Below are 25,394 nucleotides of genomic sequence, written 5' to 3'. Positions count from 1 at the left end.
TCCAGGTCACGTTCCGGGGCGGGTTGTGCCCGATCCTGACAGTTCCGCGCACGGAGTCACAACATTTTGGGCCGACTTTTGCCACACCGTTGCGAAAGTCTGTCCGATTTTGCCGGAAGGTTGCGTTGCTTTCGCAAATCTGCGGCGGTGGGCTTCTCCGGCCGGGTAGGCGGTGAGGTCGGTTCAGCCGGCCGGCGAGAAGGCCCGGTCGGTCGCGGACCAGGCGGCGCCGGTCACGCCGGCCAGGTCGCCCAGCTCCGACAGCACGATCGGCAGGTTGCCGGTGGCCAGCGGGAGCGACCGGCGGTAGACGGCGCTGCGCACCTCGGCGAGCAGGGAGTGACCCAGCCGCGACACGCCGCCGCCGATGACGACCATGCCCGGGTTGAGGAAGCTGACCAGCGACGCGACCGCGTGCCCCAGCCGACGGCCGCCTTCGCGCACCAGGTTCGCGGCGGCGAAGTCACCGGCCGCGGCGGCGGCGCCGACGTCCTCGGCGGTGAGCACGCCCTTGTCGCGCAGGGCGGCGGCGAGGGCGACGGAACGTCCGCTGCGGGCCAGCGTGGTGGCGTCACGGGCCAGCGCCGCGCCGCCGAAGTACGCCTCCAGGCACCCGACCTCGCCGCACGCGCACGCCGGGCCGTAGTCGTCCAGCCTGATGTGCCCGATGTCGCCGGCCGTCCCGGCCACGCCCCGGTAGACGCGTCCACCGAGCACGATCCCGCAGCCGATGCCGGTGCCGACCTTGACGAAGATCAGGTCTTCGAGCGACCGGGCGACGCCCGCGTGGCGTTCGCCGAGCGCCATGACGTTCACGTCGTTGTCCACGGTGACCGGGCAGCCCCACCGGCCGGCGAGTTCGTCGCGCACGGGGTAGCGGTCCCAGCCGGGCATGATCGGCGGCGCGACCGGCATGCCGTCGCGGAAGCTCACCGGGCCGGGGAGCCCGATACCGGCGCCGATGAGCCGGCCCGGAGCCTTGGCGTAGACGGTGTCGGCCAGCTCGACGACCCGGCCCAGCACCTGCGCGGGGCCGTCGCGGACGTCGCAGACCTCATTGCGGCTCTCCAACACCTCACAGCGGCCGTCCGTGACGGCGACCGTCACCGAAGTCGCGCCGACGTCGACGCCGAGAACGCGCAGGTCGTCGGCGAGGTGGACGAGCGTGGACCGCCGACCGCCCCGGCTGGCCGCCGGTCCGCCGATCTGCACGAGCCCGACGTCCACCAGCCTGACCAGCTCGGCGGCCAGCTTGGCGCGGGGCAGGTCCAGCCGTTCACCCAGGGCGACGCGGGACATCGCGCCCTCGTCGCGGAGCAGCCCGAGCAACTCCGACTGCCTGCCGGAGACGACGTGCGGCTGCTGACCGCTGCCCTTCGCGCTGCTCATGGCCTCAATTTACGGTGGCCCGCCGGGACCCGGGCGCTCTCCGGGCACATCCGGTCGAGGACGCGGGTGGATCACCGGGCCATCCGTCGTGACGTGGTCATCCGCTCTCGACCACGTCACGACGGATGGCCCGGTTGACCAGCCAGACCTGACGGGCGGTCAGGCCGCCGGCGAGCACCGCGCAGCCGATCGCCGCGTAGGGCTGGTCGAGCAGGGTCAGCCCCCACACCACCACCACGCTGCCCACGATCACCGCCGCCGTGGGCACGAGGTGGGCGCGGAGTGCCGGGTACGGCCTGCTGCGCATCAGCACGCTCAACGCGGACCGCCGGCGGTACTCCAGCAGCAGGACGACCAGCAGTGCGGTGGCGACCAGCCAGTACGGGAACGCGGGCAGGCCGAGCCGGTCGTGGTCGCGTGCCAGCAGCGGCCCCAGCAGCACACCGGTCCAGGTCACGGCGAACGCCACGCGGTACCACCACGGCAGGCCGACGCGCTCCGCCAACGCCTCCCGCCGGCGGCGCACCGCGGCCGGTCCTTCCTCGGCGTCGTCCACGTCGCCTCACCCTTCGCCGGCAGTCAGTCCTTGAAGGTTCCCAGGGACCCGGCGGGCCGGCGGGGCGGCGGAGTCGCGGTTCGCCCCGGGTTGCGCGCTATCACTCGTTCGTGACCGTTCCGACACAACGGTGACGATTCAGACGACGCAGCGTAGTCATGACCACCAGCAAACGTGACGCCCGTCACCCATTAATGGCGTTTACTTGCCACCCCAAATCACAAACGGTTACGTTCTCGGCCGCAGATCACGGTTCCATCACCGAACGGACACGGGCCACTCATCCCCCGAAAACGGCCCATGACCACCTGGATCCCCCGCCGGGTTCGGTGACGGAGTTCCCCGACCGCAGGAGGCTGCACAGTTGGCTCGGCATGTCCGTCACAAGAACAAACGTGAGCAGACCACGTTCCAGGTCCCACCGCCACCGCCCGGCTACAAGGGCGCGCACCGGGCAGAGTCCGAGCGGGTACTCCCGCGACGCATCGCCGGTGTGGCGGTCGCAGTCGGCATCGTCGGCGCGGCCGGAGCCGCGGCCCACGCGATGACCGGCCAGTTCAGCCCCGTCGCCGGTGGCGCCGACCTCGGCGGTGTGCCGGACCACTCGGCGCCCATCGGCAAGGTCGAGACCGTGCACGCGGTCGACCTCGGGTCGGAGACCGCCCGGATCATCCGCCAGGACCAACTGGCCGCGATGCAGGCGTTCAACCAGGCCAGCGGCGTCGCCCAGAACGGGTACGCGGCGCGCAAGGCGGCCGAGGAGCAGGCCGCGCGTGAGGCGTGGGAGGCCGCGGAGGCGCGCAAGCCGCCGAAGCAGCGTCAGATCGAGGGTTGGATCCGTGAGGCGATCGGCGTTCTGGCGGCCAACGGCACGCAGATCACCGAAGACAGCATGGACGAGATCTACACGATCATCATCAAGGAGTCGAACGGCAACCCGAACGCCGTCAACACCTGGGACTCCAACGCCGCCCGCGGCACACCGTCCAAGGGCCTGATGCAGTGCATCGACCCGACGTTCCGGGCGTACAAGCTGGCCGGGTACGACGACATCTACGCCCCGGTCGACAACATCATCGCCGGCGTCCGCTACACCTACGCGCGCTACGGCGGGTTCGGCAACCACCCCGGCCTCGTGGGCATCAGCCAGGGCAGCGGTTACGTAGGATACTGAGCGGGCCATGATCACCGTCCCGCCAGGACGGGTGACGCTCACCCACCGAGGCGCCCAGCGCACCTGGTCGGTCGACGTCGCACCGTTCGCCCTCGCCACCCACCCGGTGACCCAGACGCGCTACGCGGAGGTCACCGGCGAACGGCCGAGCGCCGCGCACGGCGACCGGTTGCCCGTGGACGGCGTGTCGTGGTTCGACGCGGTCCGGTTCTGCAACGCCCTGTCGGGCCTTGAGGGTCTGACGCCCGCGTACCGGGTCGATGCCGACGACGTCGAGTGGGACGTGTCCGCCGACGGGTACCGGCTGCCGACCGAGGCCGAGTGGGAGCACGCGTGCCGCGCCGGCACGACGGAGCCGCGCTACGGCCCGCTGGACGACATCGGCTGGTATCGCGCCAACTCGGACGAGCACGTCCACGAGGTCGGCGGGAAGCGGCCCAACGCGTGGGGCCTGCACGACATGCTGGGCAACGTGTGGGAGTGGTGCTGGGACATGCACGACTTCGAGGTCAAGGGCATCTACCGGGTGCTGCGCGGCGGCGGGTGGTTCGACGAGCACTGGAGCTGCCGCGCGTCCGTCCGCCGGCGCAGCCACCCGACGTTCAAGATCGATGATGTGGGGTTCCGCATCGCGCGCACGGCATGAGCGGGGTGACCGTTCCGGCGGCGTTCGCCGAGGCGACGATCAGCCGTGAGGGCGCGGCGGGCCGGGAGTGGGTCGAGTCGCTGCCCGCGTCGGCCGCGGAGTTCCTGGACCGGTGGTCCTGCACGGTGTCCGGGCCGACGATGCACGGCTTCGTCGGCGTGGTGATCCCGGTCGTCCGCGCGGACGGGTCCGAGGCCGTGCTGAAGCTCGGGTTCCCGCTGTCCCGCAACGCGGCGGAACCGGTGGCGCTGGCGGCGTGGAACGGCAACGGCGCGGTGCGTCTGCTGGAACGCGACGACAGCCGGTCCGCCATGCTGCTGGAGCGGTTGCGGCCCTTGGCGGAGCCTCCGTCCGCGCCGTTCACCGCGGTCGGCCGACTCGCCCGTCGACTGGCGATCGCCGCGCCGCCCGGTGTGTTTTCGTTGGCCGACAAGGCGCTGGAGTGGGCGGTGGACGTGCCCGCGCACGCCGCGCGGCTGGGCTCACCGTTGCCGGCGCGAGTGGTCGACGCCGCCGTTGCCAATGCCCGTGACCTCACGGTCGATCAGGGCGTCCTGGTGCACGGCGACCTGCACTTCGGCAACATCATGTGCGACGACGACGGGTTGCGTGCCGTCGATCCGACCGGGCTGGTCGGTGACCCGGCGTTCGAACTGCTCCCCCTCCTGCGTGGCGACTGGTTCGCGGTCATGGGCGAAGCCGACCTGAGCACGGCGGTGGAACGGCGGATCGCGGAGTTCGCGGAGGCTGCCGAGGTGGACCGTGAACGGGTTCGTCGGTGGACGCAGGCGCGGGCTGCGGAGTCCGCGCTGTGGTCACGCACCCTGCGCGAGCCGGCCGTGATCACCGAGGTGGTCGACACCCTGGCCACGCTGCTGATGTGAGCCGGCGGGACGGATCGATAGGGTGACGCGATGCGCGTGCTGTTGACGTTCGCCGGTGGGCTGGGCCACTTCCAACCGCTGATCCCGCTCGCGTCGGCCGTTGCCACCGCCGGTCACACGGTCGCGTTCGCGGCCGGTCCGGCTCTGCGGCAGGCGATCGAGGCGGCCGGGTTCACCGCGTTCGCGGTGGGTGACGGAGGCGACGAGGTCCCGGAACGCCGTCCCCTGCTGGCGCCCGACCGGGAACGGGAGGAGCGCGACCTGCGTGACGGCTTCGTCCGCCACGGGGCCGCCCACCGCCTGCCGCTGTACCTGGGCCTGTTCGGCGAGTGGCGGCCGGATGTCGTGGTCTGCGAGGAGACGGACTTCGGCAGCGTGCTCGCCGCCGAGAAGCTGGGACTGCCGTACGCGAACGCGCAGGTGATCGCGTCGGGTTCGTTCGTGCGGCCGGCGGTGATCGGCGAGGCGATCGCCGAGTTGCGCGCCGAGCACGGCCTGTCCCCCGACCCCAACCTGGCCATGCTGCACCGGCACCTGGTGCTCTCGCCGTTCCCGCCCAGCTTCCGCGATCCCGCGTTCCCGTTGCCGCACACCGCTTTCCCGATCCGCCCGCCGGTCGGTCCGCGGGCCAGGTCGGAGTCGCCCACGGTCTACTTCACCTTGGGCACGGTGTTCAACACCGAGTCCGGCGACCTGTTCGCCCGCGTGCTGGCCGGGCTGAGCGACCTGCCGGTCGACGTGATCGCCACGGTCGGCAGGCACATCGATCCGGCCGAGTTCGGCGAGCAGCGGCCAGGGGTGCGCGTCGCCCGTTACCTACCGCAGTCCGAGGTGCTGCCGCGCTGCGACCTGGTGATCTCGCACGGCGGGTCGGGCAGCGTCATCGGCGCGCTGGCGCACGGGCTGCCGACGGTGCTGCTGCCGATGGGCGCGGACCAGCCGCACAACGCCGAGCAGTGCGTGCGGCTCGGGGTGGGGAAGGAACTGCACCCGGTCACCGTGACGCCGCGGGACGTGCGTGCGGCGGTGACGGAGGTGTTGGCCGATCCGGGTTACCGGAAGGCGGCCGAACGGGTGCGGGAGGAGATGCTCCAGTTGCCGGAGCCTGCGGCGGCCGTGCCACTGCTGGAGCGCCTCGTCGCGGACGAGTTGTCGGACCCCGTCGGCAGGATCAAGAACCGGGCAGCCGGCCGATGAGGTCGTCTCGTCGGCCACCACTCACAGGAGCAGAGCCGCGGTACGACCGTGACAGCGGCGTGCCCGGCCCGTTAGCCTTTGCGGCGTGGGCAGGTGGGCGTGGCTCCGGGCGATCGTGGACAGGTCGGAGAGCGCCCGCACGATGGGGCTCGACGTCCGCCGGGACGAGCACGGCGGGATGACCTTGCGCGACACCGAGTCCAACTGGCGCGATTTCACCGGCCAGATGGACCGCGAGGTGTCACACGAGGTGGACTTCCGGGGGCCGAACGAGTTGCCGTTCAACCGGCCGTCCGGCATGCCTGCCGAGCAGGCCGACTGGAACCTCTGGTGGCTCGACATGATCGAGCGGTGCCGGAAGTACCGGGAGAATCCCGAGCGCCATGTCGCGTACGTGGTGCGGGCACGGCGCGCGGCCGGGCTGCCCGAGCTGATCCGCCCCGACGAAGAGCCTTCGTGACGGATCAGCGCGGCCGGCCCGTCCCGTCAGCCGAGCCGGAAGTCGGCTACCCGGATCGGTGACGGTGTGGTGCCGCTGGAGCGTTGTTGGTACTGCACCGACAGGACTCCGTCGGCCGCCATCCGGGACGTGTCGACGTTGACCTCGCCGAACGCGTTCATCGACGACCGGTCGAAGACGAGGGTCCAGTCGGTCCACCCGCTGGCTTTGCTGGCCGACACGATCCGGCCGCGCGGCATCACCAGGTAGGCGTTGTCGGAGCGGTCGAAGACGAGTTTGGTGCGCTGGGTGCTGCCTGGCGCCACGGGCACCTCGCGCTTGGTCCACGTGCCGTTCGAGTTCCGCACGACGTGGAACGTCCGGCCGTACTGCGTGCGCTGCTGCGAGTAGTTCGACACGCACTGCGTGAACCTGCCCGGCACGTAGCTGATCACCACGTGCGGTGTGCCGGTGGAGTCGGCGGCCTGCCCCTCCTGGTTCATCAGACCGTGGTTCGGGTCCAGCGGGTCCGCCACCAGGCCCGGCGAGTTCACCGACACCCTCGTGCCACCGGTGTTGCCGACGACGCTGCCGGCCGCGTTGCGCCAGGTCCGTCCCCGGTCATCGCTGTAGACGTAACCGGTCTCGTGGTTGGTCAGGCCACCGGAGTTGCACAGCATTCCCGCGTTGCCCTCACGCCACGTGAACGCGACGTGCAACCGTCCACGCCGGTCGTAGGTGAGGCCGTGCAGGTACATGTTGCGAGTCGTGGACACGACCCCGTTCGGCGCCCGGTAGTTGCCCGTCGCCGACGACCACGCGCCCAGCCGCCGCCACGCGCCACCCGTGTACTCGGCCAGCTCGTTCACGCCGTTGCCCGACCCGCCGGTCCGGTAGCTGAACTGCAAGGCGCCCTCGGGCGTCACGACGAACTGGGGGTACGTCATGTTGCCCAGCTCGACGCCGCCCAGAGTCCGCTGCACGGAACCGAAAACCGACGACGACCACTGGTGCGAACCCGGCTGCGACGCGAGCCCTGCGACGGACTTCGAGTAGTACAGCCGCGTGTTGTGCGTGTCCATCGCGACGTGCAGCGTGCCGTCCTGCGGCGAGATCCCCAGCGAGATCACGTTGTGCGAGTCGTTGGTGCTCAGCCGGTGCGGCAGGACGGCCTTCTCCCAGCTACCGCCCAACGCCCGCCGCGCCACCACCGCGTTCCGGCTGGACGTGTACCAGGCCGCGTACTGGTGGCCGTTGTACGTCACCATCGCGTCCTGGAACGCGTTGTTGTTGACCAGCCCGTCATACGACACGAAGTACAGCGCCGACTGGTCCAGCACCGTGTCGGACAGCAGCGTGACGCCCGGCCCCGCGTTCGCGACCCCGGGCTGGATCAGGGACGCGGCGAGCGCGACCACGGCTACCAACGACGCCCTCATCGGACCACTCCTTCGATCTCGATGGTCTGCACCGCGCCCGCCGCGAACGGCACGCGGACGAGCTTGCCGGCCGTCCGCAGGTCCTGACGCCGCGTGTACCGGTCCCCCGAGCCCGACGTGAGCGTCGACCACCGGGTCACCACGCCGTCCGGCACCTGGCCGAACCGCGACAGGTCGAACGTCAACGTCTGCGCCGCGCCGACGTTGGCCGCCACGATCACGAGCTTCCGGGCGGCGGAGTCGTACGCGGCGACCGCGTAGCCCACACCGGTGTTGATGATCCGCATCCCGGGCCGGATGTGCCGGGTGAACTGCGCCAGCACGTACAGCTTCGTCTCCACGGCGCCCGCACGCAGGGTGCTGCCGTCGTACCGGATGAGGCCCCAGCCGGCGGTCGGGTCCATCACCTGCCAGTAGCACCAGGCCGTGGGCTTGAGCCAGCGGAAGTCCATCAGCAGGCAGCGGGCCGTGTTCATGCCGGAACCGTCGCTGTCGCCGTGCTCGGAGTTCCAGAGGATCTTGCCCGCCGCGCGGACGTCGTTGCCCAGGAGGTCGCGCCGGCCGTTGAGTCCCTGGTAGCCGTGCACGTTCACCTGGCGCACCAACGCCTTGGTGCCGGAGTCGAAGCTGTTCCAGGTGGTGCGGGCGAGGTCGTAGCTGGTCTCGTCGGACGCCGAGACCATCACGCCGCCCAAGCCCTGCCGGTCCAGTTCGGTGCGCATGTGGGCCAGGAGGCTGCGTTGCGTGGTGGCATCGATGCCGCAGCCCTCCTGCTTGCCATCGGCTTTCCAGTAGGGCGAGGACGGCTCGTTGAACGGGTCGACGGTCCGGAAGTTCACGCCCCACTGGTCACGGGCCCGGCGTGCGGTGGCGGCCAGGTGGAGGGCGTGCTGGCGGTGGTTCCACGGCTGGAGGTTGTTGCCCGCGTCCGCCGCGCCGGACGGGTTGTGGTTCAGACACATCCACCACATCGGAGAGTTCGCGAACAGCTCGCTGATCGCGCCGCGCTGGGTCGCCTTGACGAGGGCGGCGCGCTGCTTGGCGTCGGCGTTCCAGTTCCACGCGGACGAGGCCGGGTCCTCGTTGTTCCAGTCCTGCCAGAAGCCCTCGATCTGCTTGAACCGGGGGATGTTCGGCGAGGCCACCATGCGCGCGTTGCCGATGGCGTTCCAGCTGGACGCGCCGAGGTTGTAGCGGGCGATGTTCATGCCCAGACCCGGCAGGGCGACGCCGTTGTACGTCACCGTCTTGGTGGTGAAGAACAGGTCGGCGAAGTCGTCCCGGTCGCCGAACACGTTGGCCCACCACGCGAGCGACGTGCCCCAGCCCTCCCACGCGCCCTGGTCGGCGTTCGGGTCGACACCCACGGTCGCGTCGGCCCCCGCCACACCGGTGCCGAGGGCGCCGGCCGCGACCGTGACCCCGGCCGCGGTGAACAGCGTCCTTCGGGTGACCTTCCCCTGTGAGTCCATGGAGCTCTCCTCGTCCGACTGCGGCCTCATCGCCTATCCCTCCAGTGGAGTGATGAGGACCACCCCAGTCCGTGGCATAGTTCCGGGTCAACGAAACAAACAGAATCGATCAAAGTCGATCGGAACCGAAAATGCGATTGGCGGCGCAGCGGCGTGAACTGATCCTCGCGGCGGTGAGGGCGCACGGGGTGGTCCGTTTGGCGGATCTGGTGGACCAGTTGGGCGTGACGGCGGTGACGGTCCGCCGGGACGTGACCGCGCTGGCCGACCGTGGCCTGGTCTCCCGGGTGCACGGCGGCATCACCATGCCGCACCACGGCGATCCGCCGCCTTCACCCAGGTCGGCGCACACGCTGGTGGGCATGGTCGCGCCGTCCGAGGAGTACTACTGGCCGGCCGTGATCCAGGGCGCGCAGGCCGCCGTCACGGCCGCGGGCGGGCGGTTGGCGCTGCGCACGTCCTGCTACGACGCGGCCGAGGACCGGCGGCAGGTGGTGAAGCTGCTCGAACGCGGTGTGCAGGCCCTGCTGGTCGCGCCGAGCACCACCGGGGCCGCCGGGATCGACCTGCTGCGCTGGCTGAGCGGGTTGAGCGCGCCGGTCGTGCTGATCGAGCGGATGCCGCCGGCGGAGTTGCCGACGATCGGGCTGGACGCCGCCGTCACCGACCACGCGTTGGGCGCGGGACTGGCCGTGCGGCACCTGGCGACGTTGGGGCACCGCGATGTCGGTCTGGTGCTGTCGCGCCTCAGTCCGCACCGGGCGGCGATCCGGGACGGGTGGTCGGCGGCGTTGACGTCACTTGACCTGTCGTCGGGCGGGGTGCCGGCGCTGGACGTGCCGCCGTACGGGACGGCGGGGTGGGCGGAGGCGTGCGACGACGTGTTGGACCGGTGCGTGCGGGCGGGAGTGCGGGCGTTGCTGGTGCACGCCGACCGTGAGGCCATCGGCCTGCTGGAACGCGCCCGCGACCGGGGGTTGGACGTGCCGGGCGACCTGGCGGTGGTGTCGTACGACGACGAGGTGGCCGCCGCGTCCGACCCGCCGTTGACCGCCGTCCGGCCGCAGAAGCACCGGCTCGGCGCGCTGGCCGCGCAGTTGGCCCTGGCCCGGGTCGCCGATCCGCTGGACCGGCCGGTGCACCGGGTGACCCTGTGGCCGAGCCTGACCGTGCGGGAGTCGTGCGGCACGTCGCAACCGCCTGTTGGCCGAACCAGTGCCTTCGTCGAGCCCATGAACGACTGATTGCCGGACGGCTACCGGTCCGCCACGATGAGAGCGGACCGAGGGGGGCCGTAGTGGGGCGATATCGTTTGCACGTCAACGGCGAGCGGCGCGAGGTGGATCTGCCCGCGGAGACACCACTGCTGTGGGCGTTACGGGAACAACTGGGGTTGCTCGGACCGAAGTACGGCTGCGGTGTGGGCGCGTGCGGGGCCTGTACGTCCCTTGTGGACGGTCAGGCGGCGCGGCCTTGCGTGACCACGGTGGCCGAGGCCCAGGGTAGGCGCGTCACGACCATCGAAGGGCTGTCCGAGGACGGCGACCACCCGGTGCAGCAGGCGTGGCTGGAGCTGGACGTCGCGCAGTGCGGCTACTGCCAGCCGGGTCAGATCATGTCGACGGTCGCGCTGCTCGCGGTCGACCCGGATCCGGACGACGCGGCGATCGACGCCGCCTTGCGGGACAACGTGTGCCGGTGTGGGACGTACACGCGGGTGCGTGCGGCCGTGAAGCGCGCCGCACAATTGAAGCGAGGTAGGCAGTGAACCGCCGGACGTTCCTCGGGGGCGTGTTGGTCGTGTCGGCGCCGATCGCACTGCCGGCTTCCTCCGAAGCGGCCGGGGAGTTCGCGCCCAACGTGTTCGTGCGGCTGGACGACCGCGGCCGGGTCACGGCGACCGTGCCGAAGCCGGACTCCGGTCAGGGCGTGCGGACGATGGTGGCCCTGCTGGTCGCCGAAGAGCTGGCGGTCGGGCTGGACGACGTCCGGTTGGAGCAGGCCCACGGTGACACGGAGCGGTTCGGGCAGCAGGGCGTGGGCAGCTCGTTCTCCGCCCGACAGCTCACCGAACCCATCCGCACGGCCGCCGCGACCGCCCGCTGCCTGCTCGTCGCGGCGGCGGCCAAGCGGTGGGGTGTTCCGGTAGCGGAGTGCACCGCGAGGGACGGCATGGTCCGCCACGGGCGTCGGGCGTTGCGGTACAGGAGCCTGGTGCGGGACGCGGCGGCGTTGGACCCGGCGACCGTGCCGGTGACGCTGACCCCTCGCGAGCAGTGGCGGCTGCTGGGCCGCTCCCACGCCGGACGGGTGGACGCGAAGGCGATCGTGACCGGCAAGGCCCGGTACGGCATCGACACCCGTCCGGCGGGCGCGCTGGTCGCCGTGATCCTCCGTCCACAGTGGATCGGAGCGGTGGTCGACACGGTGGACGACAGCGCGGCGCGGGCGGTACCCGGTGTGGTCGCGGTGACGACGCTCGCCCCGGTGACGGAAGGTCAGGGCGGTGTCGCGGTGATCGCGCGGTCGATGCCGGAGGCGTTGCGGGGGCGCGAGGCGCTGCGCGTGACGTGGCGTGGCGGCACGCCGGACGCAGACAGCCGGGTGTGGTTGGCCGAGTTGGAATCCGCGCTGCCCGCCGTGCCGACGGCGCCCGGTCCGGTGGCGTTCGAGGCCGTCTACCGGCTGCCGTTGCTGGCGCACGCGCCGATGGAACCGATGAACTCGACCGCGCACCTGACCGCGACCGGTCTGACCGTGTGGACGCCCACGCAGGACCCGGGCAGCCTGCGGACGGTGCTGGCCGGGCAGTTGGCGCTCGACCCGGCGAACGTGCGGGTCGAGCCGACGTTGACCGGCGGCGCGTTCGGCCGGCGGATCGACTTCGACCCGGTGCTGGAGGCGATCGCGTGTTCCCGGGCAGCGGGCGCGCCGGTGAGCGTGCTGTGGACCCGTGACGACGACATGCGGCACGACTCGTACCGGCCGATGTCCGTGCACCGGCTGTCCGCCGTGGTGGACGCTTCGGGTGTGCCGACGTGGCGGGCGCACGGGATCGCGACCTGGCCGCTGACCGTCCTGCCGTTCTTCGAGAACCCGGACATCGTCAAGTACAACGGCGACCACTTCCCGTACTCGGTGCCGGGGAAGCTGGACGTGGCCCTGCGGCCGGCGCCGTTGCGCACCGGCTTCTGGCGCGCGGTCTACGCCGGGCACTTCCAGTACGCCGAGGAGAACTTCCTCAGCGCGTTGGGGCAACGTGCCGGGCTCGACCAGGTCGACCTGCGGCGTCGGCTGCTGCCCGCCGACTCACGGCTGCGACGGGCACTCGACGCGGCGGCGGCGCGGGCCGGCTCCGTGCGGCCGGGCTTCAGCCGTGGAGTGGCGTGCCACGACGACTACGGGTCCGTGATCGCGGTGATCGCGGACAGTTCCGAGGGCCGGGTCCGCAGGGTCACGGCGGCCGTCGACGTGGGTCCGGCGCTGCACCTGTCCGGGGTGCGGGCCCAGGTCGAGGGCGCGGTGATGGACGCGGTGTCGACCGTGTCCGGCGCGCAGATCACCGTGCGGGACGGTCGGGTCGTGCAGTCGTCGTTCCGCGACTACGCGTGGGCTCGGATCGACCGTGCGCCGGACATCGACGTGGTGATCGTGCCGTCGGACGCGCCGATCGGCGGGCTGGGCGAACTGGCCTACCCACCGGCGGCGGCGGCCATCGCGTCCGCCACCGGGCAGACCGTCACCGGGATGCCGGTGGGTGTCGAAGTGGGCTGAGCCGAAACGCGCTGGACTGTTCGGTGGTACCCCCTACCCTGTCCGCCATGGACTTGGTGGACCTCTGGCGACCGACCGGACAGGCGGAACTGGACCTGGTCGCGGCGTCGCGGTGGCGGGCGTGGCCACCGCGACTGCCCGACCAGCCGATCTTCTACCCGGTGGCGAACCGCTGGTACGCCACCAAGATCGCGCGCGAGTGGAACGTGCCCGCCAAGGGCGTCGGGTTCGTCACCCGGTTCAGCGTGCGGCGCGACTTCCTCGCCCGGTACCCGGTGCAGCAGGCCGGCGGGCGTGAGGTGTTGGAGCACTGGGTGCCCGCCGAGGACCTGGACGAGTTCAACGCGAACATCGTCGGCCCGATCGTGTGCGAGGCCGAGTACCGGGGTCCGGTGGCGGACGCGGAGTTCGACCGTGCGGAGGCCGAACTCGGCCGTCCGCTGCCGGTGGCGTGGCGGCGTTACCTCCAGGGCGAGTCGTGGTTCCGCAGCGGTTGGCTGGGCGACACCTTCGTCACCCTCTACACGCCACTGGAGACGGTGGAGGCGAACGTGGCCGCTCATCCCGGCATCGCGATCATCGGCGACGACGGCTCCGGCGAACGCCTCACGTTCGACCTGCGGCAGGATCCGGCGCCGGACGTGGACGCGTTCGTGGCGCGGTTGGAGTCCGGCGACATCTCGGGAAGGTCGGCGTGAGCTGGAGGCCTCGTACGGCCCCGCGGACGGCCGCGCGATCACCGGTCCGCCCGACGTGTGGCTGCGCCTACCGGTCGGGCACTTCCGGTGATCGACGTCCACTTGCGACGGGCTGGATTGCGAAAAAGGCTCTGATACGGCAACCTTGCGCCCGGAGCGCCGGGAAGTCTGGTCGGCACGCCCTTTGCGATGCGGGGGGCCGTATCGCCGACGACAGGATCGGGTAGATGGCGCTCGTATTGGCCTTCGGGCTGGTGTTGCTCCTCAGTGTGTCCCTCTCCGGCCTCGCCGCGCGCACGGTGCTGTCCACAGCGCTGATGTTCCTCGTGGCGGGAGCGCTGGTCGGGCAGGGCGGCTTCGGGCTGGTTGACATCCCGTCGGACGGGGTGTTCGTCACCGGGCTGGCCGATCTTGCCCTGTTCACCGTGCTGTTCACCGACGGCCAGCGCGCGAACGTGCGGGCGTTGCGGGAAGGGTGGCGGCTGTCGGGTCGGGCCCTCGGCCTGGCGATGCCGCTGACCATGGTCGGGATCGCGCTGCCCGCGCACTACCTGGCCGGTCTCGACTGGACCACGTCGTTCCTGATCGGCGCGATCCTCTCCCCCACCGACCCGGTGTTCGCCTCGGCGATCGTCGGGCGGACCGATGTGCCGATGCGGTTGCGCCGCCTGCTCAACGTCGAGTCCGGGCTGAACGACGGTCTCGCGCTGCCGTTCGTGCTGATCTTCCTGGCCACCGCGACCGGCTCGGACACGGATTTCGCCACCATCGGGCTGGAACTCGTCCTCGGGTTGGTGTTCGGCGTCGCGATCGCCGCCGCGGTGACGTTGGCGTGGCGGTTGCGGATCCTCACCGCGGAACCCCGGCTCCAGGCGTTGGGGCCGTTGGCGATCGGCGTGATCGTCTACGCGACCTGCCACCTGACGCACGCGAACCCCTACCTGGCCGCGTTCGCCGCCGGGTCGGCCCTGGCGACGATGGACCGGGTCACCGCGGAGAGCTTCGAGCACTTCGGCGACCTGCTCTCGGAGACCACGAAGTTCGCCGCGTTGCTGGTGTTCGGGGCGCTCATCACGCCGGACCGGATCTCCCACCTGACGTGGGGTGACTGGGCGGTCGCCCTGATCGCGATCCTGCTGGTGCGGCCGGCCGCGATGATGCTCTCCCTGCTGCGCACGACCTTGCCGCCACGGGAGCGGTGGGTCGCGGCGTGGTTCGGCCCCAAGGGGTTCGCGTCGGTCGTCTACGTGCTGCTGGCACTCCAGGCGGGCATACCGTCGGGTGATCACGTGTTCGACCTCGTCGCCATCACGATCGCGTTGTCGATCGTGCTGCACTCCTCGACCGACGTGCCGGTGGCCAAGGCGCTGAGCGTGGAACCGCCGGACAACCTGCCCACCGGGCAGCAGGAACAACAGCAGCCCGGCAAGCTGGAGCAAGGCTGAGAGCACGCACCGGAGCACGCCTCGGTGGGCTGTGCTCCGGTGCGGTGGAATCGGTCCCCCGACTGGGAACCGCCCCGTGACGGGGAATGGTCAGACGATCGTGGTCCTGGGGCGGCCGTCGAGCACGCTGCCCTCGATCTCGGCGTCGGCGACCGCCTCGGCAGCGGCCGCGGCGGCACGGGCCGCGTCCTCGGCCGCCTTGGCCGCCGCCTCGTCGGTGGCGGCGCTCGACGCGGTCGGCGCGATCTTCGGCAACGCCTCGGTGAAGGCACGGGACACGCCTTCCAGCGCGGACGTGACCTCGCTCGGGATCACCCAGAACGTGTTGCCGGGCCCCTGCGCCAACTGCGGCAGCATCTGGAGGTACTGGTAGGCCAGCAGCTTCGGGTCGGGGTCGTTGCGGTGGACCGCCTGGAACACCTGGTCGATCGCCCGCGACTGGCCTTCCGCCTTCAGGATCTCCGCCGCCCGCTGCCCCTCCGCGCGCAGCACGGCCGCCTGCTTGTCGCCCTCGGCGGTGAGGATCTGCGACTGCCGCTGGCCCTCGGCGTTGAGGATCGCGGCGCGCTTGTCCCGTTCGGCGCGCATCTGCTTCTCCATCGCGTCCTTGATGGACCGAGGCGGGTCGATGGCCTTGATCTCGACCCGGTTGACGCGCAGGCCCCAGCGACCGGTGGCGTCGTCGAGCACGCCGCGCAGCTGGCTGTTGATCGTGTCGCGGGAGGTGAGGGTGCGTTCCAGGTCCATCGAGCCGACCACGTTGCGCAGGGTGGTGACGGTCAACTGCTCGACCGCCTGGAGGTAGCTGGCGATCTCGTAGAACGCCGCGCGGGGGTCGGTGACCTGGAAGTACAGCACGGTGTCGATCTCCACCACGAGGTTGTCCTCGGTGATGACCGGTTGCGGCTGGAAGGAGACGACCTGTTCACGCAGGTCGATGGCCGGGTGGACGCGGTCGATGAACGGGATGACGACGTTCAGGCCCGGTTGGAGCGTGCGCTGGAACCGGCCGAGCCGTTCGACGTTGCGGGCTCGCGCCTGCGGGACGATCCGCACCGCCATCAGCACGATGGCGATCACGAACAGGGCGAAGACCAGACCGGCGATCAAGGATTCCACGAGTCACTCCCCGGGGTAGACGAACGCGGTGCTGCCGCTGATCCGCATGACATCGACGGTGGCGCCCTCGGGGATCACGAGGCTGTCGTCGAACGGCCGTGCCGTCCACTCCTCCCCGGCGATGCGCACCCGGCCACCGTGCCGCGACACCTCGCTCACCACGTAGCCGGACTCGCCCACCAGGGCGTCCACGCCGAACCGCACGGTCTGCGGCTTGCGCAGGTGGTCACGGGCGAGCGGGCGGAGCAGCACGAGGCCGAGGACCGAAGCCAACGTGAACACCACGAACTGGACCGGCGCGGGGAGCCCGACCGCGGCGACACCTGACGTGATCAGCGCGGCCCCGCCGAGCACGCCCAGCGCCGCCGTCAACACGAACAACTCGGCCGCGCCGAGGAACAATCCCAGCAGCAGCCACACCAGCCAGCTGTCCACGGCACGCTCCCTCCGTGGCAAGTCGACCGCTCGACGCCACGCTCCGGGCCTATCCCCATGCTCCTCGGTTGGCGGTGGCGCGACAACGTGCCCACCCGGCCGGTCCGGCGACGAGTTCCTTGCCGGTCACCGGCAACTTGGCACGTCTCCGAGGGCCGCAATAGGCGTGGATGGTCGGTGGAGGTCCTGCCGGGGTCGTTGGGCTGGGCCAATCGGGTATCAGCGCAGGACGCAGAACTCGTTGCCCTCGGGATCGGCCATCTGCACCCAGCCGTCGTACTCCCGCACGGCGACCGCGCCGAGCTGCACCAAGCGGGCGACTTCGGCGGCCGGGTCGTCGGCGGTCAAGTCCAGGTGGACGCGGTTCTTGGCGATCTTGTCCTCGGGCACCAGCACGAAGAAATAACGCGGGCGGCCGGGGCCGGCCTCCACCAGCACCGTGGGGTCGTCCTCGGGGTCCTCGATCCCCTTCTCCTTCAGGCGGCGCAACTCCTCGTCGTCGTACGGCGCCACGCGGTAGCCGTCCAGGACCGCGGCCCAGAAGCGGGCCAGTGACGCCGGGTGCCTGCTGTCGAAGACGATGTCGTGAACACGCGCCACGTCCCGCACGCTAGTGGAACGCGGGTTATCCGGTCGGCAGGTTGGTCGTGGTGGAGGTGCTGTCCGGCCAGGTGACCGTGACGGCTTCCTGGACCAGGTGGATGGCCGGGGACGTGCCGGGCTGGCCGCCTGCGTCGAGGCCGATCGCCACGGCGGTCCACTTGCCGGGCGTCACCTCGCCTGCCGCCCACGGGGTGGCGGTGTTCGGGCCCAGAGGGCTCGCGTCGGGCTCGGTGTGGACGCCGATCCGGTGCAGGCCGGGGCCGGGGACCAGCACCGAGCGCAGCACTCCCGACCGTGCCTCGGCCCGGCCCGGCTCAGTCGTCACGGTGGGATCGCCGGCCACGGGCCAGCCGCCGATCCGGAGCGCGGTCGCTTCACGCAACGCGTCCGGGGCGTCGGGTAGGGGGTCCAGCCGGACACACCGCACTTCCCACGGCCCGCGCAGGATCGAGACGGTGGTGACCATGGCAACGTCCCGCGCCACGCCCTGACGTCCGGAGCCGTGGTCGCGTTGTCCCGGTGCCGCCTCGAGCCAGTGGGCACAAGCGACGGAGGCGCCGACTACGGCGTCCCCCACCTGCGACACGGACAGCGTCCGCATGCCCGCACGGTGTGTGGCGACGCCCGCCGCGTCCAGCAGGACCACCGACTGGTCCAACGGCGACGTCCACGCCCGTTCCGACAACAGCGGCGCGGTGGCGGTCGAGTAGGCCAGCCGTGTGTACAGCGGCGAGTCGCCGACCTGCGCGCCGACGACAGCGTGGTCGGTGCCGTGGTTCACGACCCGCACCAGACCGTCGGCACGGGTGGACGAGATCAGCCAGCCGGGTGGGGACGCGATCCACGTCCCGTCCGCGCGCTCCACCGGCAAGGGCTCCTCGGCCGCCGTCCACACGGGATGGTCGGCGGGGAGCGCGAGTCCGAGCATCCCCTTCGCGGCCCAGTACGGCGAGGCCGGCCCCGAGTAGGCCTGCGCCAACGCGAGCCACTCGTCGTACCAGCCGATGGTCAGCAAGCCGCGTTCGTCGGGCGCGCCCCGGTCGGCGAAGTGCGCCACCATCCCGGACGCCGCACGGCGCAGCAGACCCGGCGAGGTCGACGTGACGCCCGCCACCGCACCCGCCCACAACGGCGCCGCCGCCGCGAACCGGTAGATCAGGCTCCGGCCCTGCACCAACGGTGCGCCGTCCCCGCCGATCAGCCGCACGTAGTCCACCAGGAAGCGGTCGAGCCGCGCCACGTCGAGCGGAGTCCGGTCCCCGGCCAGGTCCGAAGCGCCCCGCATCCGCGCCCACAACACCGGGTACAGGTGCAGCGCCCAACCTCCGTAGTGGTCGAACGACCGCTCCTCGCCGTCGGCGAACCACCCGTCGCCCCGGTAGAAGGAGTCGTGCGCCGCCAGGTCGGACGCGATGTCCTCCGCCCGCCACGGTCCACCGACCGACCGCAGGAACGTCTCCACCACGATCCGGAACCACACCCAGTTGCACCGCGGGTAGGTGTCGTCGCCGACCACGGCGGACAGGTAGTCGACCACCCGGTCGCGCACGGAGTCCGTCAGCCGGTCCCACAGCCAGGGCCGCGTCATGTCCAGGATCAACGCGATCGACGCCGCCTCGACCTTGGCCTGCGCGTGCTCCTCGGGACGCGGCCAGCGTTCGGGGGACGCCGGGTCCGTGCCCGCGTCCAGGCCCTTCGCGTACCACTCGGCCAGGCCCAGCGGGTCACGGCCGTCCTCGCCCGCGAGCCGGAAACCCGCGACCAGGAACGTGCGGGCGAACCCCTCCAGCCCGTCGACCGCCGTGCCGTACCCGCCGGGCGACCCGGGCGGCGTGATCCGGGCGTGGCCCGGTGAGGCGTGGGCCCGGACGGCGAGCAGCATCCGGTCGGCCAGCTCAGCCCACCTGTCCCGACCCCAGCCGGTGATCGACTCCGCCAACAACGCCTCAGATCGGGTCACGCGGAGTCCTTTGCGGCCGGAACAACTCGAACAGTGGACCGATCATCTGCGATCGCCATTTGTCCGGTCAAGCCCACAACTCCGACCAGTTCCGATCAAAAGCGATCAGGCAGGCGTCTCGGCCTTCCCGCCGCGGACCATGAACGCACCGACCACCGCCACCACCGACAGGATCGCCGCCATCAGGAACGCCGTGCGCAACCCGCCCACCTCGGCGCCGATCGCCGACTCACCGGACGCGGCCAACTCCGCCGCACGCGCGCTCATCACGCTCACCAGCAACGCCACCCCGGCCGCGGCGGCCAACTGCTGTGTCGTGCTGAAGACGGCACTGCCGTGCGCGTACAGCCGAGCCGGCAACGCGCCCAGACCGGCGGAGAACAGCGGCGTGAACGAGAACGCCAGACCCACGCTCAGCACCAGGTGGAACACCAGCACCAGCGCGGTGGACGTCGAGGCGTCGAACGTCGTCGCGAACCACAAGGACGCGCTGGTGGCGACCGTGCCGACGATGAGCAGGACGCGCGGCCCCACCCGGTCGTAGAGCCGGCCGACGACCGGCGACAGCAGGCCCATCAGCAGACCGCCGGGCAGCAGCAGGAGCCCCGTGTCGAGCGGGTCGAGCTTGAGCACGTTCTGGGTGTAGAGCGGCAGGATCGTGACGGCGCCGAGGAGCAGTGCCATCAGGACCATCATCAGGGCGCTGGCCAGCGTGAACGTGCGGAAGGCGAACGTGCGCAGGTCCAGCAACGCGCGCTCGTGGCGCTGGAGCGACACCTGCCGCAGCACGAACGCCGTGATGCCCAGCACGCCCACCGCGAGCGCCACCCACATACCGGCGCCGCCGCCGCTGTGCCCGATGTTCGACAGGCCGTAGACCAGCCCGCCGAAACCGAACACGGACAGCACCACCGACAGCACGTCGATCGGCGCGCTGCTCGCCTCGCCGATGCGCGTCACCCAGCGCAGGCCCAGCACCAGCGCCGCCACCGAGATCGGCAGCACCACCCAGAACATGGCCCGCCAGCCGAACTGGTTCAGCACCACACCGGACACCGTCGGGCCGATGGCCGGCGCGACGGAGATGACGATGGAGATGTTGCCCATCACAGCGCCTCGGCGGGCCGCCGGCACGAGCGTCATCACGGTCGTCATCAGCAACGGGAGCATGATCGCGGTGCCGGTCGCCTGGATGACGCGTGCCGTGAGCAGCACCGTGAAGCCGGGAGCCAGCGCCGCGAGCAGGGTGCCCGCGCTGAACAGGCTCATCGCCAGGCCGTACAGCACCCGCGTCGGCACCCGCTGGATCAGGTAGCCGGTGATCGGGATGACCACCGACATCGTCAACAGGAAGCCCGCGGTGAGCCACTGGCCCACCGCCGCCGTGACCTGGAGGTCGACCAGCAGCACGGGGAGCGCGACGCCCATGATCGTCTCGTTGAGGATGACCACGAAAGTAGCCACGAGCAACACGCCGATCACGGCGCGGTCGCTGCGGCTGAGCCCGGGTGGCGACGTCTCGACGTCGGACTCGGACAGACGTGCGGCAGTCACGCAAGACCCCCAGGGCAAACATGTACGGGAAGTGGGCAACGGCGCCCTGATCGCCGTGAACACTACCTGCGGCGATCCGCAGGCCCGCACTCATTTCCGCTTCGGGCGTACCCGGGAACAGACGGGCGCGAAACGGGATCCTGGTCAGACGTTGGTCAGCGCCCGGCGGCGGAAGACGGTCAGCGTGATGCCCGGCACGACGACCGCCATGCCGGCCAGGACGGCCACCTCCAGCCACACCGCGCTCAGGTTCGCGCCCGGACGGGCGGGCGCGAGCAGGGCGTCCATCGCCCAGGAGTGCGGGAACAGGTAGCCGATGGTGGTCAACAGCTCCACCCGTGAGTCCTACGTTCGGAACGCGTGAGTCCTACGTTCACGACCACCGTGTCCTACGTTCGGAACCCCCGAATTCAACGCTCAGGAGGTGCGGCCCACGTTCGGGTCTGTTCCGAACGTTGAATTCGGGGGTCCTGAACGTAGGACTCACCGGGCGTGAACGTAGGACTCACGCGTCCTGAACGTAGGACTCACGCGGGGACGCGGAGGCGGGTGGCGGGGAGGTGGGGTTCGGAGCGGACTTCGGCCGCGGCTCTTCGGAGCGGGAGCGGGTAGCCGTCGGAGAGGCCGACGAGGCGGGTGGCCTCGTGGCGTTCCTCGGCCACCCAGTGCGGGCCGAGCAGCATGGACAGCAGCTGCCAGGACTCCTCCGGCCGCAACGGCGTCAAGAGCGCCTGGTACGCCCCTTGGCGGGCGACCAGCTCGGCCATCGGACCACGGCTGGTGACGATCACCCGCGAGTGCGGCCCGCCCGGCAGCAACGGCCGCACCTGGGCGAAGTCCACCGCGTCGTCCAACACCACCAGGATCCGCCGGCGGGCCACGCTGCTGCGGTACAGGGCGACCTTCTCCCCCGGATCGTCCGGAATGGACCCCCCCGGCACGCCGAGCGCCCGCAGGAACCGGTCCAGCAACACCATCGGCGACACCGGACGCCCGAAGTCGTCCACCAGGTCGGCGTACAGCTGCCCGTCGGGGAACCGGTCGATCCGCTGGTGCGCCCAACGCAACGCCAGCGCCGTCTTGCCCACCTCACCCGGACCGGACAGCACCACGGTCCCGGGCACGTCGGGCCCACCACCCAGCGCGGCGTCCAGTTCCGCCAACTCGGCTTCACGGCCCGCGAACGGCAGCGCCTGCCGCGGCAGCTGCGAAGGCACGGCCACCGGCACGGCCTCCACCCGAGGCTGCGGCAGCAGCACCGGCGCGTCGCGCAGGATCTTGTCGTGCAGCTCACGCAGTTCCGGCCCCGGCTCCAGGCCCACCTGCTCGATCAACGTGCGCCGGGCGTCCTGGTAGGTCCGCAACGCCTCGGCCCGCCGACCCGACCGGTACTGGGCCAACATCAGCTGGGCACGAGCGCGCTCCCGCAACGGGTGCTCCGCCACGATCGCCGCGAGCTCCTTGCCCACCCGGTAGTGCAGCCCCAGCCGCAACTCCAGCTCGGCGCAGGTCTCCACCGCGTCGAGCCGCGCCGACTGGAGCCAGACCGCCTCGGCCCGCAGCCCCGGCAGGTCCTCGAACGGCACCCCGCGCCAGAGTCCCAACGCCTCGCGTAAGGAAGCCACCGCACCCGACAGGTCATCACGGGCGACGCAAGCCCGAGCCCGGCTGATCAGACTGTTGAACCGCGACCAGTCCGCGCCGTCATCGTCCACCCGCACCACGTACCCGGGGCTGGCGGTGGCGATGATCCGCCCCGCGCCCGTGTCGCCGAGCGCCCGCCGCAGCCGCGACACGCAGATCGCGATCTGACCGCGTGCGCTGGCGGGCGGGTCACCGTGCCAGACCGCCTCGATCAGCCGGTCCACGCTGACCACCCGGTTGGCGTCGAACACCAGGCTGGCCAGCACCGCGCGCTCACGCGGCCCGCCGACCCGCAGCTCGTCGGCGCCGCGCACCGCCCGGATCGGCCCCAGGATGCCGAACTCCATCGGTTCCGCCATCAGCGCTGTCGGCGTCAACGCGACCGCGCCAGGTGCCGCTCGATCTCGTCCGCCGCACGGGAAGCGCCACCCGAGTCGGCGACCGCCTTGCGCATCAGGTCCGAACGGGACGCGACCTCGGGGTCGCCGAGCACCGACGTGACGGCGCCGACCAGCGCGTCCGCGGTGAGGGCGTCCGGGTCGAGCATGGTGCCCAGCCCCAGTTCACGCAGCCGCCACCCGGTCGGCCGGTCCAGCGCGGACCCCGGCACGCACACCATCGGCGTACCGGCGCGCAGCGCCTCCATCACCGTGCCCATGCCACCGTGCGTCACGCACAGCGAGGCGTGCTCCAGCACCGTCACGTGCGGCACCCAGCGGTGCACCTCGACGTTCGGCGGCAGCTCGCCGAGCGACGCCGGGTCCACGCCGTCGCCCATCGTCATCACCGCGTGCCACGGCCGGCCGCGGAACGCCTCGACGCACGTGCGGAAGAAGTCCTGGTGCTCGTTGAACACCGCGCCCAACGACACCAGCACCACCGGCAGCCCACTGGCGGGCGGTGACCAGGACCCGAGGAACCCGCGGTCGCCGACGCAAGGCCCGACGAACACGAACCGCTCGTCGAACGTCTCACCGGCGTACTGGAACTCGCGCGGCACGGTGACCAGGCTCAGCGGCGGCACCTCGAACCACACCTCGTGCGGCGGGGCGGAGACCTCGTGCTCGGCGCACAGCGCGGCGATCCGCGCCATCGTCGCGCCGACCCACTCCGGCATCTCCTTGGGCTTCTCGACGGCGGGCGTCGCGCCGGAGGACTCGGGGTTGTACATGGCGTTGAGGAACGAGAAGTGCTCGTTCGACGCGAACACCGGGATGACCTGCGCGGCCGGGACGCCCCAGCGGCGGGCGAGGACACGGGCCGCGTACAGGATCGACGTGTCGTAGACGATCATGCCGGGCCGGTCGCCGTCGAGGTCGGCGGTCGCGGTGGCCAGCATGGCGGCGCTCTCGTCGAGCAGCACGCCCATCAGGTAACCGGGGTCGTTGGCGACCAGGGCGAAATCCGCGTCGCGGTAGCGGGAGTCATAGGCCACGGCGGTGGCGCCGGCCTCGGTCACGACATCGGCCATGCTCGGCGCGGTCAGGTAGGTGACCCGGTGGCCGCGGGCGGCCAACTCGGTGACCATCGCCAGGTTGGGAATGATGTGGCCGTGGTCGGGGTGGCACATGAACAGGAAATGCCGCGACATTAGTTGATCCCATCCCCAGGACGTCGTGGAATCCGGCACCCGTGCCGGGAGCGTCGCCACCGTAAAGCGGCCGGAACTGGCCTGGACACCCCTAATCCCCTATTGAAACGCAACCCGGAGCGCACGCGAACGGCCCAGCCGGCGCTGCTGCGTTCGCACCACAGCGACTGGCTTGACCTGCATGTTAGGGGTTACCCCCTATCCAGGGGCGCGCCTAGGCTGACCCTCGACCTCCGATTGTCGAAAGGGCAGCTATGACCACACTTGTCTGGGACTACTCGCGTGAATACGAATCGGAGCGGAAGGACATACTCGACGCGGTCGAGACGGTGTTCTCGTCCGGCAGGCTCGTCCTCGGTCCCAGCGTGTCGTCGTTCGAGGCGGAGTTCGCCGGCTACCACGGCGTGTCGCACTGCGTCGGCGTGGACAACGGCACGAACGCCATCCGCCTCGCGTTGCAGGCGGTCGGGGTCGGCGCGGGTGACGAGGTCATCACGGTGTCCAACACCGCCGCCCCGACCGTGCTGGCGATCGACGCGGCGGGCGCGACCCCGGTGTTCGTCGACGTGCACCCCGACACGTACCTGATGGACGTGGACCAGGTCGTCGCCGCGATCACCCCGCGCACCAAGTGCCTGCTGCCGGTGCACCTCTACGGGCAGTGCGTCGACATGGCGCCGCTGCGCGCGATCGCCGACGAGCACGGCCTGGTGCTGCTGGAGGACTGCGCGCAGGCACACGGCGCGCTCCACCACGGCAAGATCGCCGGGTCCATGGGCGCCGCCGCCGCGTTCTCCTTCTACCCCACCAAGGTGCTCGGCGCGTACGGCGACGGCGGCGCGACGATCACCAACGACCCGACCATCGACGCGAACCTGCGCCGGCACCGCTACTACGGGATGGAGAAGACCTACTACGTGGTCGAGACCCCCGGCCACAACTGCCGGCTGGACGAGGTGCAGGCCGAGATCCTGCGCCGCAAGCTCGGCCGGCTCGACCAGTACGTCGCCGGACGGCAGGCCATCGCCGCGCGTTACGTCGAGGGGTTGGCCGACACGGACCTCGTGCTGCCCGTGACCGCGCCCGGCAACACCCACGTGTACTACGTCTACGTGGTGCGCCACCCGCGCCGTGACGACATCATGGAAGCCTTGAAGGCGTACGACATCCAGCTCAACATCAGCTACCCGTGGCCGGTGCACACGATGACCGGTTTCGCGCACCTCGGCTATGAGAAGGGCAGCCTGCCGGTCACTGAACGGCTGGCCGGCGAGATCTTCTCGCTGCCGATGTACCCGTCGCTGCCCGAGGAGACCCAGCAGCACGTCATCACCTCGCTGCGGGAAGTGCTCGCCGCGCTGTGACCGCGACGCAC

Annotated in this window: 22 protein-coding genes and 1 pseudogene; 11 read left to right on the top strand and 12 right to left on the bottom strand. The window is 71.1% G+C overall.

Annotated elements, in window-relative coordinates; translation table 11 throughout:
• Window positions 1-183 precede the first annotated feature (183 nt).
• Together F4560_RS06645 and F4560_RS06640 are read right to left on the bottom strand one after the other, a co-directional pair.
• On the bottom strand, window positions 184-1,389 hold the full coding sequence (locus F4560_RS06645; RefSeq protein WP_184917610.1) for an ROK family transcriptional regulator: 1,206 nt from the start codon (window positions 1,387-1,389) through the stop codon (window positions 184-186).
• Window positions 1,390-1,486: 97 nt separating this feature from the next.
• Window positions 1,487-1,945: a hypothetical protein gene (locus tag F4560_RS06640; RefSeq protein ID WP_184917607.1), complete on the bottom strand. Its 459-nt coding sequence runs from the start codon at window positions 1,943-1,945 to the stop codon at window positions 1,487-1,489.
• An 826-nt stretch (window positions 1,946-2,771) separates the two neighbouring features.
• Here F4560_RS06640 and F4560_RS46525 point away from each other — a divergent pair.
• The 5 genes and pseudogenes from F4560_RS46525 to F4560_RS06615 form a co-directional block, all read left to right on the top strand.
• Window positions 2,772-3,119: pseudogene (locus tag F4560_RS46525) on the top strand (transglycosylase SLT domain-containing protein); the annotation flags it as partial.
• A gap of 7 nt (window positions 3,120-3,126) precedes the next feature.
• Window positions 3,127-3,765 (top strand): formylglycine-generating enzyme family protein, encoded by a 639-nt coding sequence (locus tag F4560_RS06630; protein WP_184917604.1) that lies wholly within the window; start codon window positions 3,127-3,129, stop codon window positions 3,763-3,765.
• Window positions 3,762-4,649 (top strand): aminoglycoside phosphotransferase family protein, encoded by an 888-nt coding sequence (locus F4560_RS06625; protein ID WP_184917601.1) that lies wholly within the window; start codon window positions 3,762-3,764, stop codon window positions 4,647-4,649. Before F4560_RS06630 ends, F4560_RS06625 begins: the two co-directional genes overlap by 4 nt.
• A gap of 30 nt (window positions 4,650-4,679) precedes the next feature.
• Window positions 4,680-5,846: a glycosyltransferase gene (locus F4560_RS06620; RefSeq protein ID WP_184917599.1), complete on the top strand. Its 1,167-nt coding sequence runs from the start codon at window positions 4,680-4,682 to the stop codon at window positions 5,844-5,846.
• An 85-nt stretch (window positions 5,847-5,931) separates the two neighbouring features.
• The gene (locus F4560_RS06615) at window positions 5,932-6,306 is read left to right on the top strand and encodes a hypothetical protein (protein ID WP_184917596.1); all 375 of its coding nucleotides are present in this window, start codon (window positions 5,932-5,934) and stop codon (window positions 6,304-6,306) included.
• A 26-nt stretch (window positions 6,307-6,332) separates the two neighbouring features.
• On the opposite strand, the gene F4560_RS06610 is transcribed toward F4560_RS06615, so the two are convergent.
• Window positions 6,333-7,724, bottom strand: a complete 1,392-nt coding sequence (locus F4560_RS06610) for a BNR repeat-containing protein (RefSeq protein WP_184917593.1) — start codon at window positions 7,722-7,724, stop codon at window positions 6,333-6,335.
• Window positions 7,721-9,196, bottom strand: a complete 1,476-nt coding sequence (locus tag F4560_RS06605; RefSeq protein ID WP_184917590.1) for a glycoside hydrolase — start codon at window positions 9,194-9,196, stop codon at window positions 7,721-7,723. Before F4560_RS06605 ends, F4560_RS06610 begins: the two co-directional genes overlap by 4 nt.
• Before the next feature lie 131 nt (window positions 9,197-9,327).
• Here F4560_RS06605 and F4560_RS06600 point away from each other — a divergent pair, with 131 nt between their 5' ends.
• The 5 genes from F4560_RS06600 to F4560_RS06580 all read left to right on the top strand — a co-directional run bounded on the left by F4560_RS06600 (window position 9,328) and on the right by F4560_RS06580 (window position 15,113).
• Window positions 9,328-10,440: a substrate-binding domain-containing protein gene (locus F4560_RS06600; RefSeq protein WP_184917587.1), complete on the top strand. Its 1,113-nt coding sequence runs from the start codon at window positions 9,328-9,330 to the stop codon at window positions 10,438-10,440.
• 53 nt (window positions 10,441-10,493) lie between these two features.
• A complete protein-coding gene (locus F4560_RS06595; protein ID WP_184917584.1) occupies window positions 10,494-10,964 on the top strand; it encodes a (2Fe-2S)-binding protein in 471 nt (156 codons plus the stop codon).
• Window positions 10,961-12,970, top strand: coding sequence for a xanthine dehydrogenase family protein molybdopterin-binding subunit (locus F4560_RS06590; RefSeq protein WP_184917582.1), 2,010 nt, complete (start codon window positions 10,961-10,963; stop codon window positions 12,968-12,970). Before F4560_RS06595 ends, F4560_RS06590 begins: the two co-directional genes overlap by 4 nt.
• 47 nt (window positions 12,971-13,017) lie before the next feature.
• Window positions 13,018-13,668, top strand: coding sequence for an SMI1/KNR4 family protein (locus F4560_RS43420; protein WP_221483370.1), 651 nt, complete (start codon window positions 13,018-13,020; stop codon window positions 13,666-13,668).
• Between the two features lie 227 nt (window positions 13,669-13,895).
• Window positions 13,896-15,113, top strand: coding sequence for a cation:proton antiporter (locus F4560_RS06580; protein ID WP_184917579.1), 1,218 nt, complete (start codon window positions 13,896-13,898; stop codon window positions 15,111-15,113).
• A gap of 90 nt (window positions 15,114-15,203) precedes the next feature.
• On the opposite strand, the gene F4560_RS06575 is transcribed toward F4560_RS06580, so the two are convergent.
• The 8 genes from F4560_RS06575 to F4560_RS06540 all read right to left on the bottom strand — a co-directional run bounded on the left by F4560_RS06575 (window position 15,204) and on the right by F4560_RS06540 (window position 24,019).
• Window positions 15,204-16,232, bottom strand: a complete 1,029-nt coding sequence (locus F4560_RS06575) for an SPFH domain-containing protein (RefSeq protein ID WP_312868637.1) — start codon at window positions 16,230-16,232, stop codon at window positions 15,204-15,206.
• 3 nt (window positions 16,233-16,235) lie between these two features.
• Entirely contained in the window at window positions 16,236-16,667 is a 432-nt protein-coding gene (locus F4560_RS06570) for an NfeD family protein (RefSeq protein WP_184917576.1), read from the bottom strand.
• Window positions 16,668-16,886: 219 nt separating this feature from the next.
• A complete protein-coding gene (locus tag F4560_RS06565) occupies window positions 16,887-17,267 on the bottom strand; it encodes a VOC family protein (protein ID WP_184917573.1) in 381 nt (126 codons plus the stop codon).
• Window positions 17,268-17,292: 25 nt separating this feature from the next.
• Window positions 17,293-19,230, bottom strand: coding sequence for a DUF2264 domain-containing protein (locus tag F4560_RS06560; protein WP_312868633.1), 1,938 nt, complete (start codon window positions 19,228-19,230; stop codon window positions 17,293-17,295).
• 105 nt (window positions 19,231-19,335) lie between these two features.
• A complete protein-coding gene (locus F4560_RS06555; RefSeq protein WP_184917570.1) occupies window positions 19,336-20,784 on the bottom strand; it encodes a DHA2 family efflux MFS transporter permease subunit in 1,449 nt (482 codons plus the stop codon).
• Window positions 20,785-20,928: 144 nt separating this feature from the next.
• A complete protein-coding gene (locus F4560_RS06550; protein ID WP_184917567.1) occupies window positions 20,929-21,120 on the bottom strand; it encodes a hypothetical protein in 192 nt (63 codons plus the stop codon).
• Window positions 21,121-21,311: 191 nt separating this feature from the next.
• Window positions 21,312-22,787 (bottom strand): AfsR/SARP family transcriptional regulator, encoded by a 1,476-nt coding sequence (locus tag F4560_RS06545; RefSeq protein WP_184917564.1) that lies wholly within the window; start codon window positions 22,785-22,787, stop codon window positions 21,312-21,314.
• Between the two features lie 14 nt (window positions 22,788-22,801).
• Window positions 22,802-24,019, bottom strand: coding sequence for a macrolide family glycosyltransferase (locus tag F4560_RS06540; RefSeq protein WP_184917561.1), 1,218 nt, complete (start codon window positions 24,017-24,019; stop codon window positions 22,802-22,804).
• A 254-nt stretch (window positions 24,020-24,273) separates the two neighbouring features.
• On the opposite strand from F4560_RS06540, the gene F4560_RS06535 reads away from it, so the two are divergent.
• Complete coding sequence (locus F4560_RS06535; RefSeq protein WP_184917558.1) at window positions 24,274-25,383, top strand: DegT/DnrJ/EryC1/StrS family aminotransferase; 1,110 nt, start codon at window positions 24,274-24,276, stop codon at window positions 25,381-25,383.
• Window positions 25,384-25,394: the final 11 nt, after the last annotated feature.

Origin of the sequence: Saccharothrix ecbatanensis (assembly GCF_014205015.1) — a bacterium.
In the GTDB taxonomy this organism is placed as follows: domain Bacteria; phylum Actinomycetota; class Actinomycetes; order Mycobacteriales; family Pseudonocardiaceae; genus Actinosynnema; species Actinosynnema ecbatanense.
This window is presented reverse-complemented; position numbering and strand designations above follow the sequence as displayed.

Bases quoted from the DNA above. Each gene is read 5' to 3' on its own strand.
- F4560_RS06645 (WP_184917610.1), bottom strand. From the start codon at position 1,389: ATGAGCAGCGCGAAGGGCAGCGGTCAGCAGCCGCACGTCGTCTCCGGC.
- F4560_RS06630 (WP_184917604.1), top strand. From the start codon at position 3,127: ATGATCACCGTCCCGCCAGGACGGGTGACGCTCACCCACCGAGGCGCC.
- F4560_RS06625 (WP_184917601.1), top strand. From the start codon at position 3,762: ATGAGCGGGGTGACCGTTCCGGCGGCGTTCGCCGAGGCGACGATCAGC.
- F4560_RS06620 (WP_184917599.1), top strand. From the start codon at position 4,680: ATGCGCGTGCTGTTGACGTTCGCCGGTGGGCTGGGCCACTTCCAACCG.
- F4560_RS06610 (WP_184917593.1), bottom strand. From the start codon at position 7,724: ATGAGGGCGTCGTTGGTAGCCGTGGTCGCGCTCGCCGCGTCCCTGATC.
- F4560_RS06605 (WP_184917590.1), bottom strand. From the start codon at position 9,196: ATGGACTCACAGGGGAAGGTCACCCGAAGGACGCTGTTCACCGCGGCC.
- F4560_RS06600 (WP_184917587.1), top strand. From the start codon at position 9,328: ATGCGATTGGCGGCGCAGCGGCGTGAACTGATCCTCGCGGCGGTGAGG.
- F4560_RS43420 (WP_221483370.1), top strand. From the start codon at position 13,018: ATGGACTTGGTGGACCTCTGGCGACCGACCGGACAGGCGGAACTGGAC.
- F4560_RS06580 (WP_184917579.1), top strand. From the start codon at position 13,896: ATGGCGCTCGTATTGGCCTTCGGGCTGGTGTTGCTCCTCAGTGTGTCC.
- F4560_RS06545 (WP_184917564.1), bottom strand. From the start codon at position 22,787: ATGGCGGAACCGATGGAGTTCGGCATCCTGGGGCCGATCCGGGCGGTG.
- F4560_RS06540 (WP_184917561.1), bottom strand. From the start codon at position 24,019: ATGTCGCGGCATTTCCTGTTCATGTGCCACCCCGACCACGGCCACATC.
- F4560_RS06535 (WP_184917558.1), top strand. From the start codon at position 24,274: ATGACCACACTTGTCTGGGACTACTCGCGTGAATACGAATCGGAGCGG.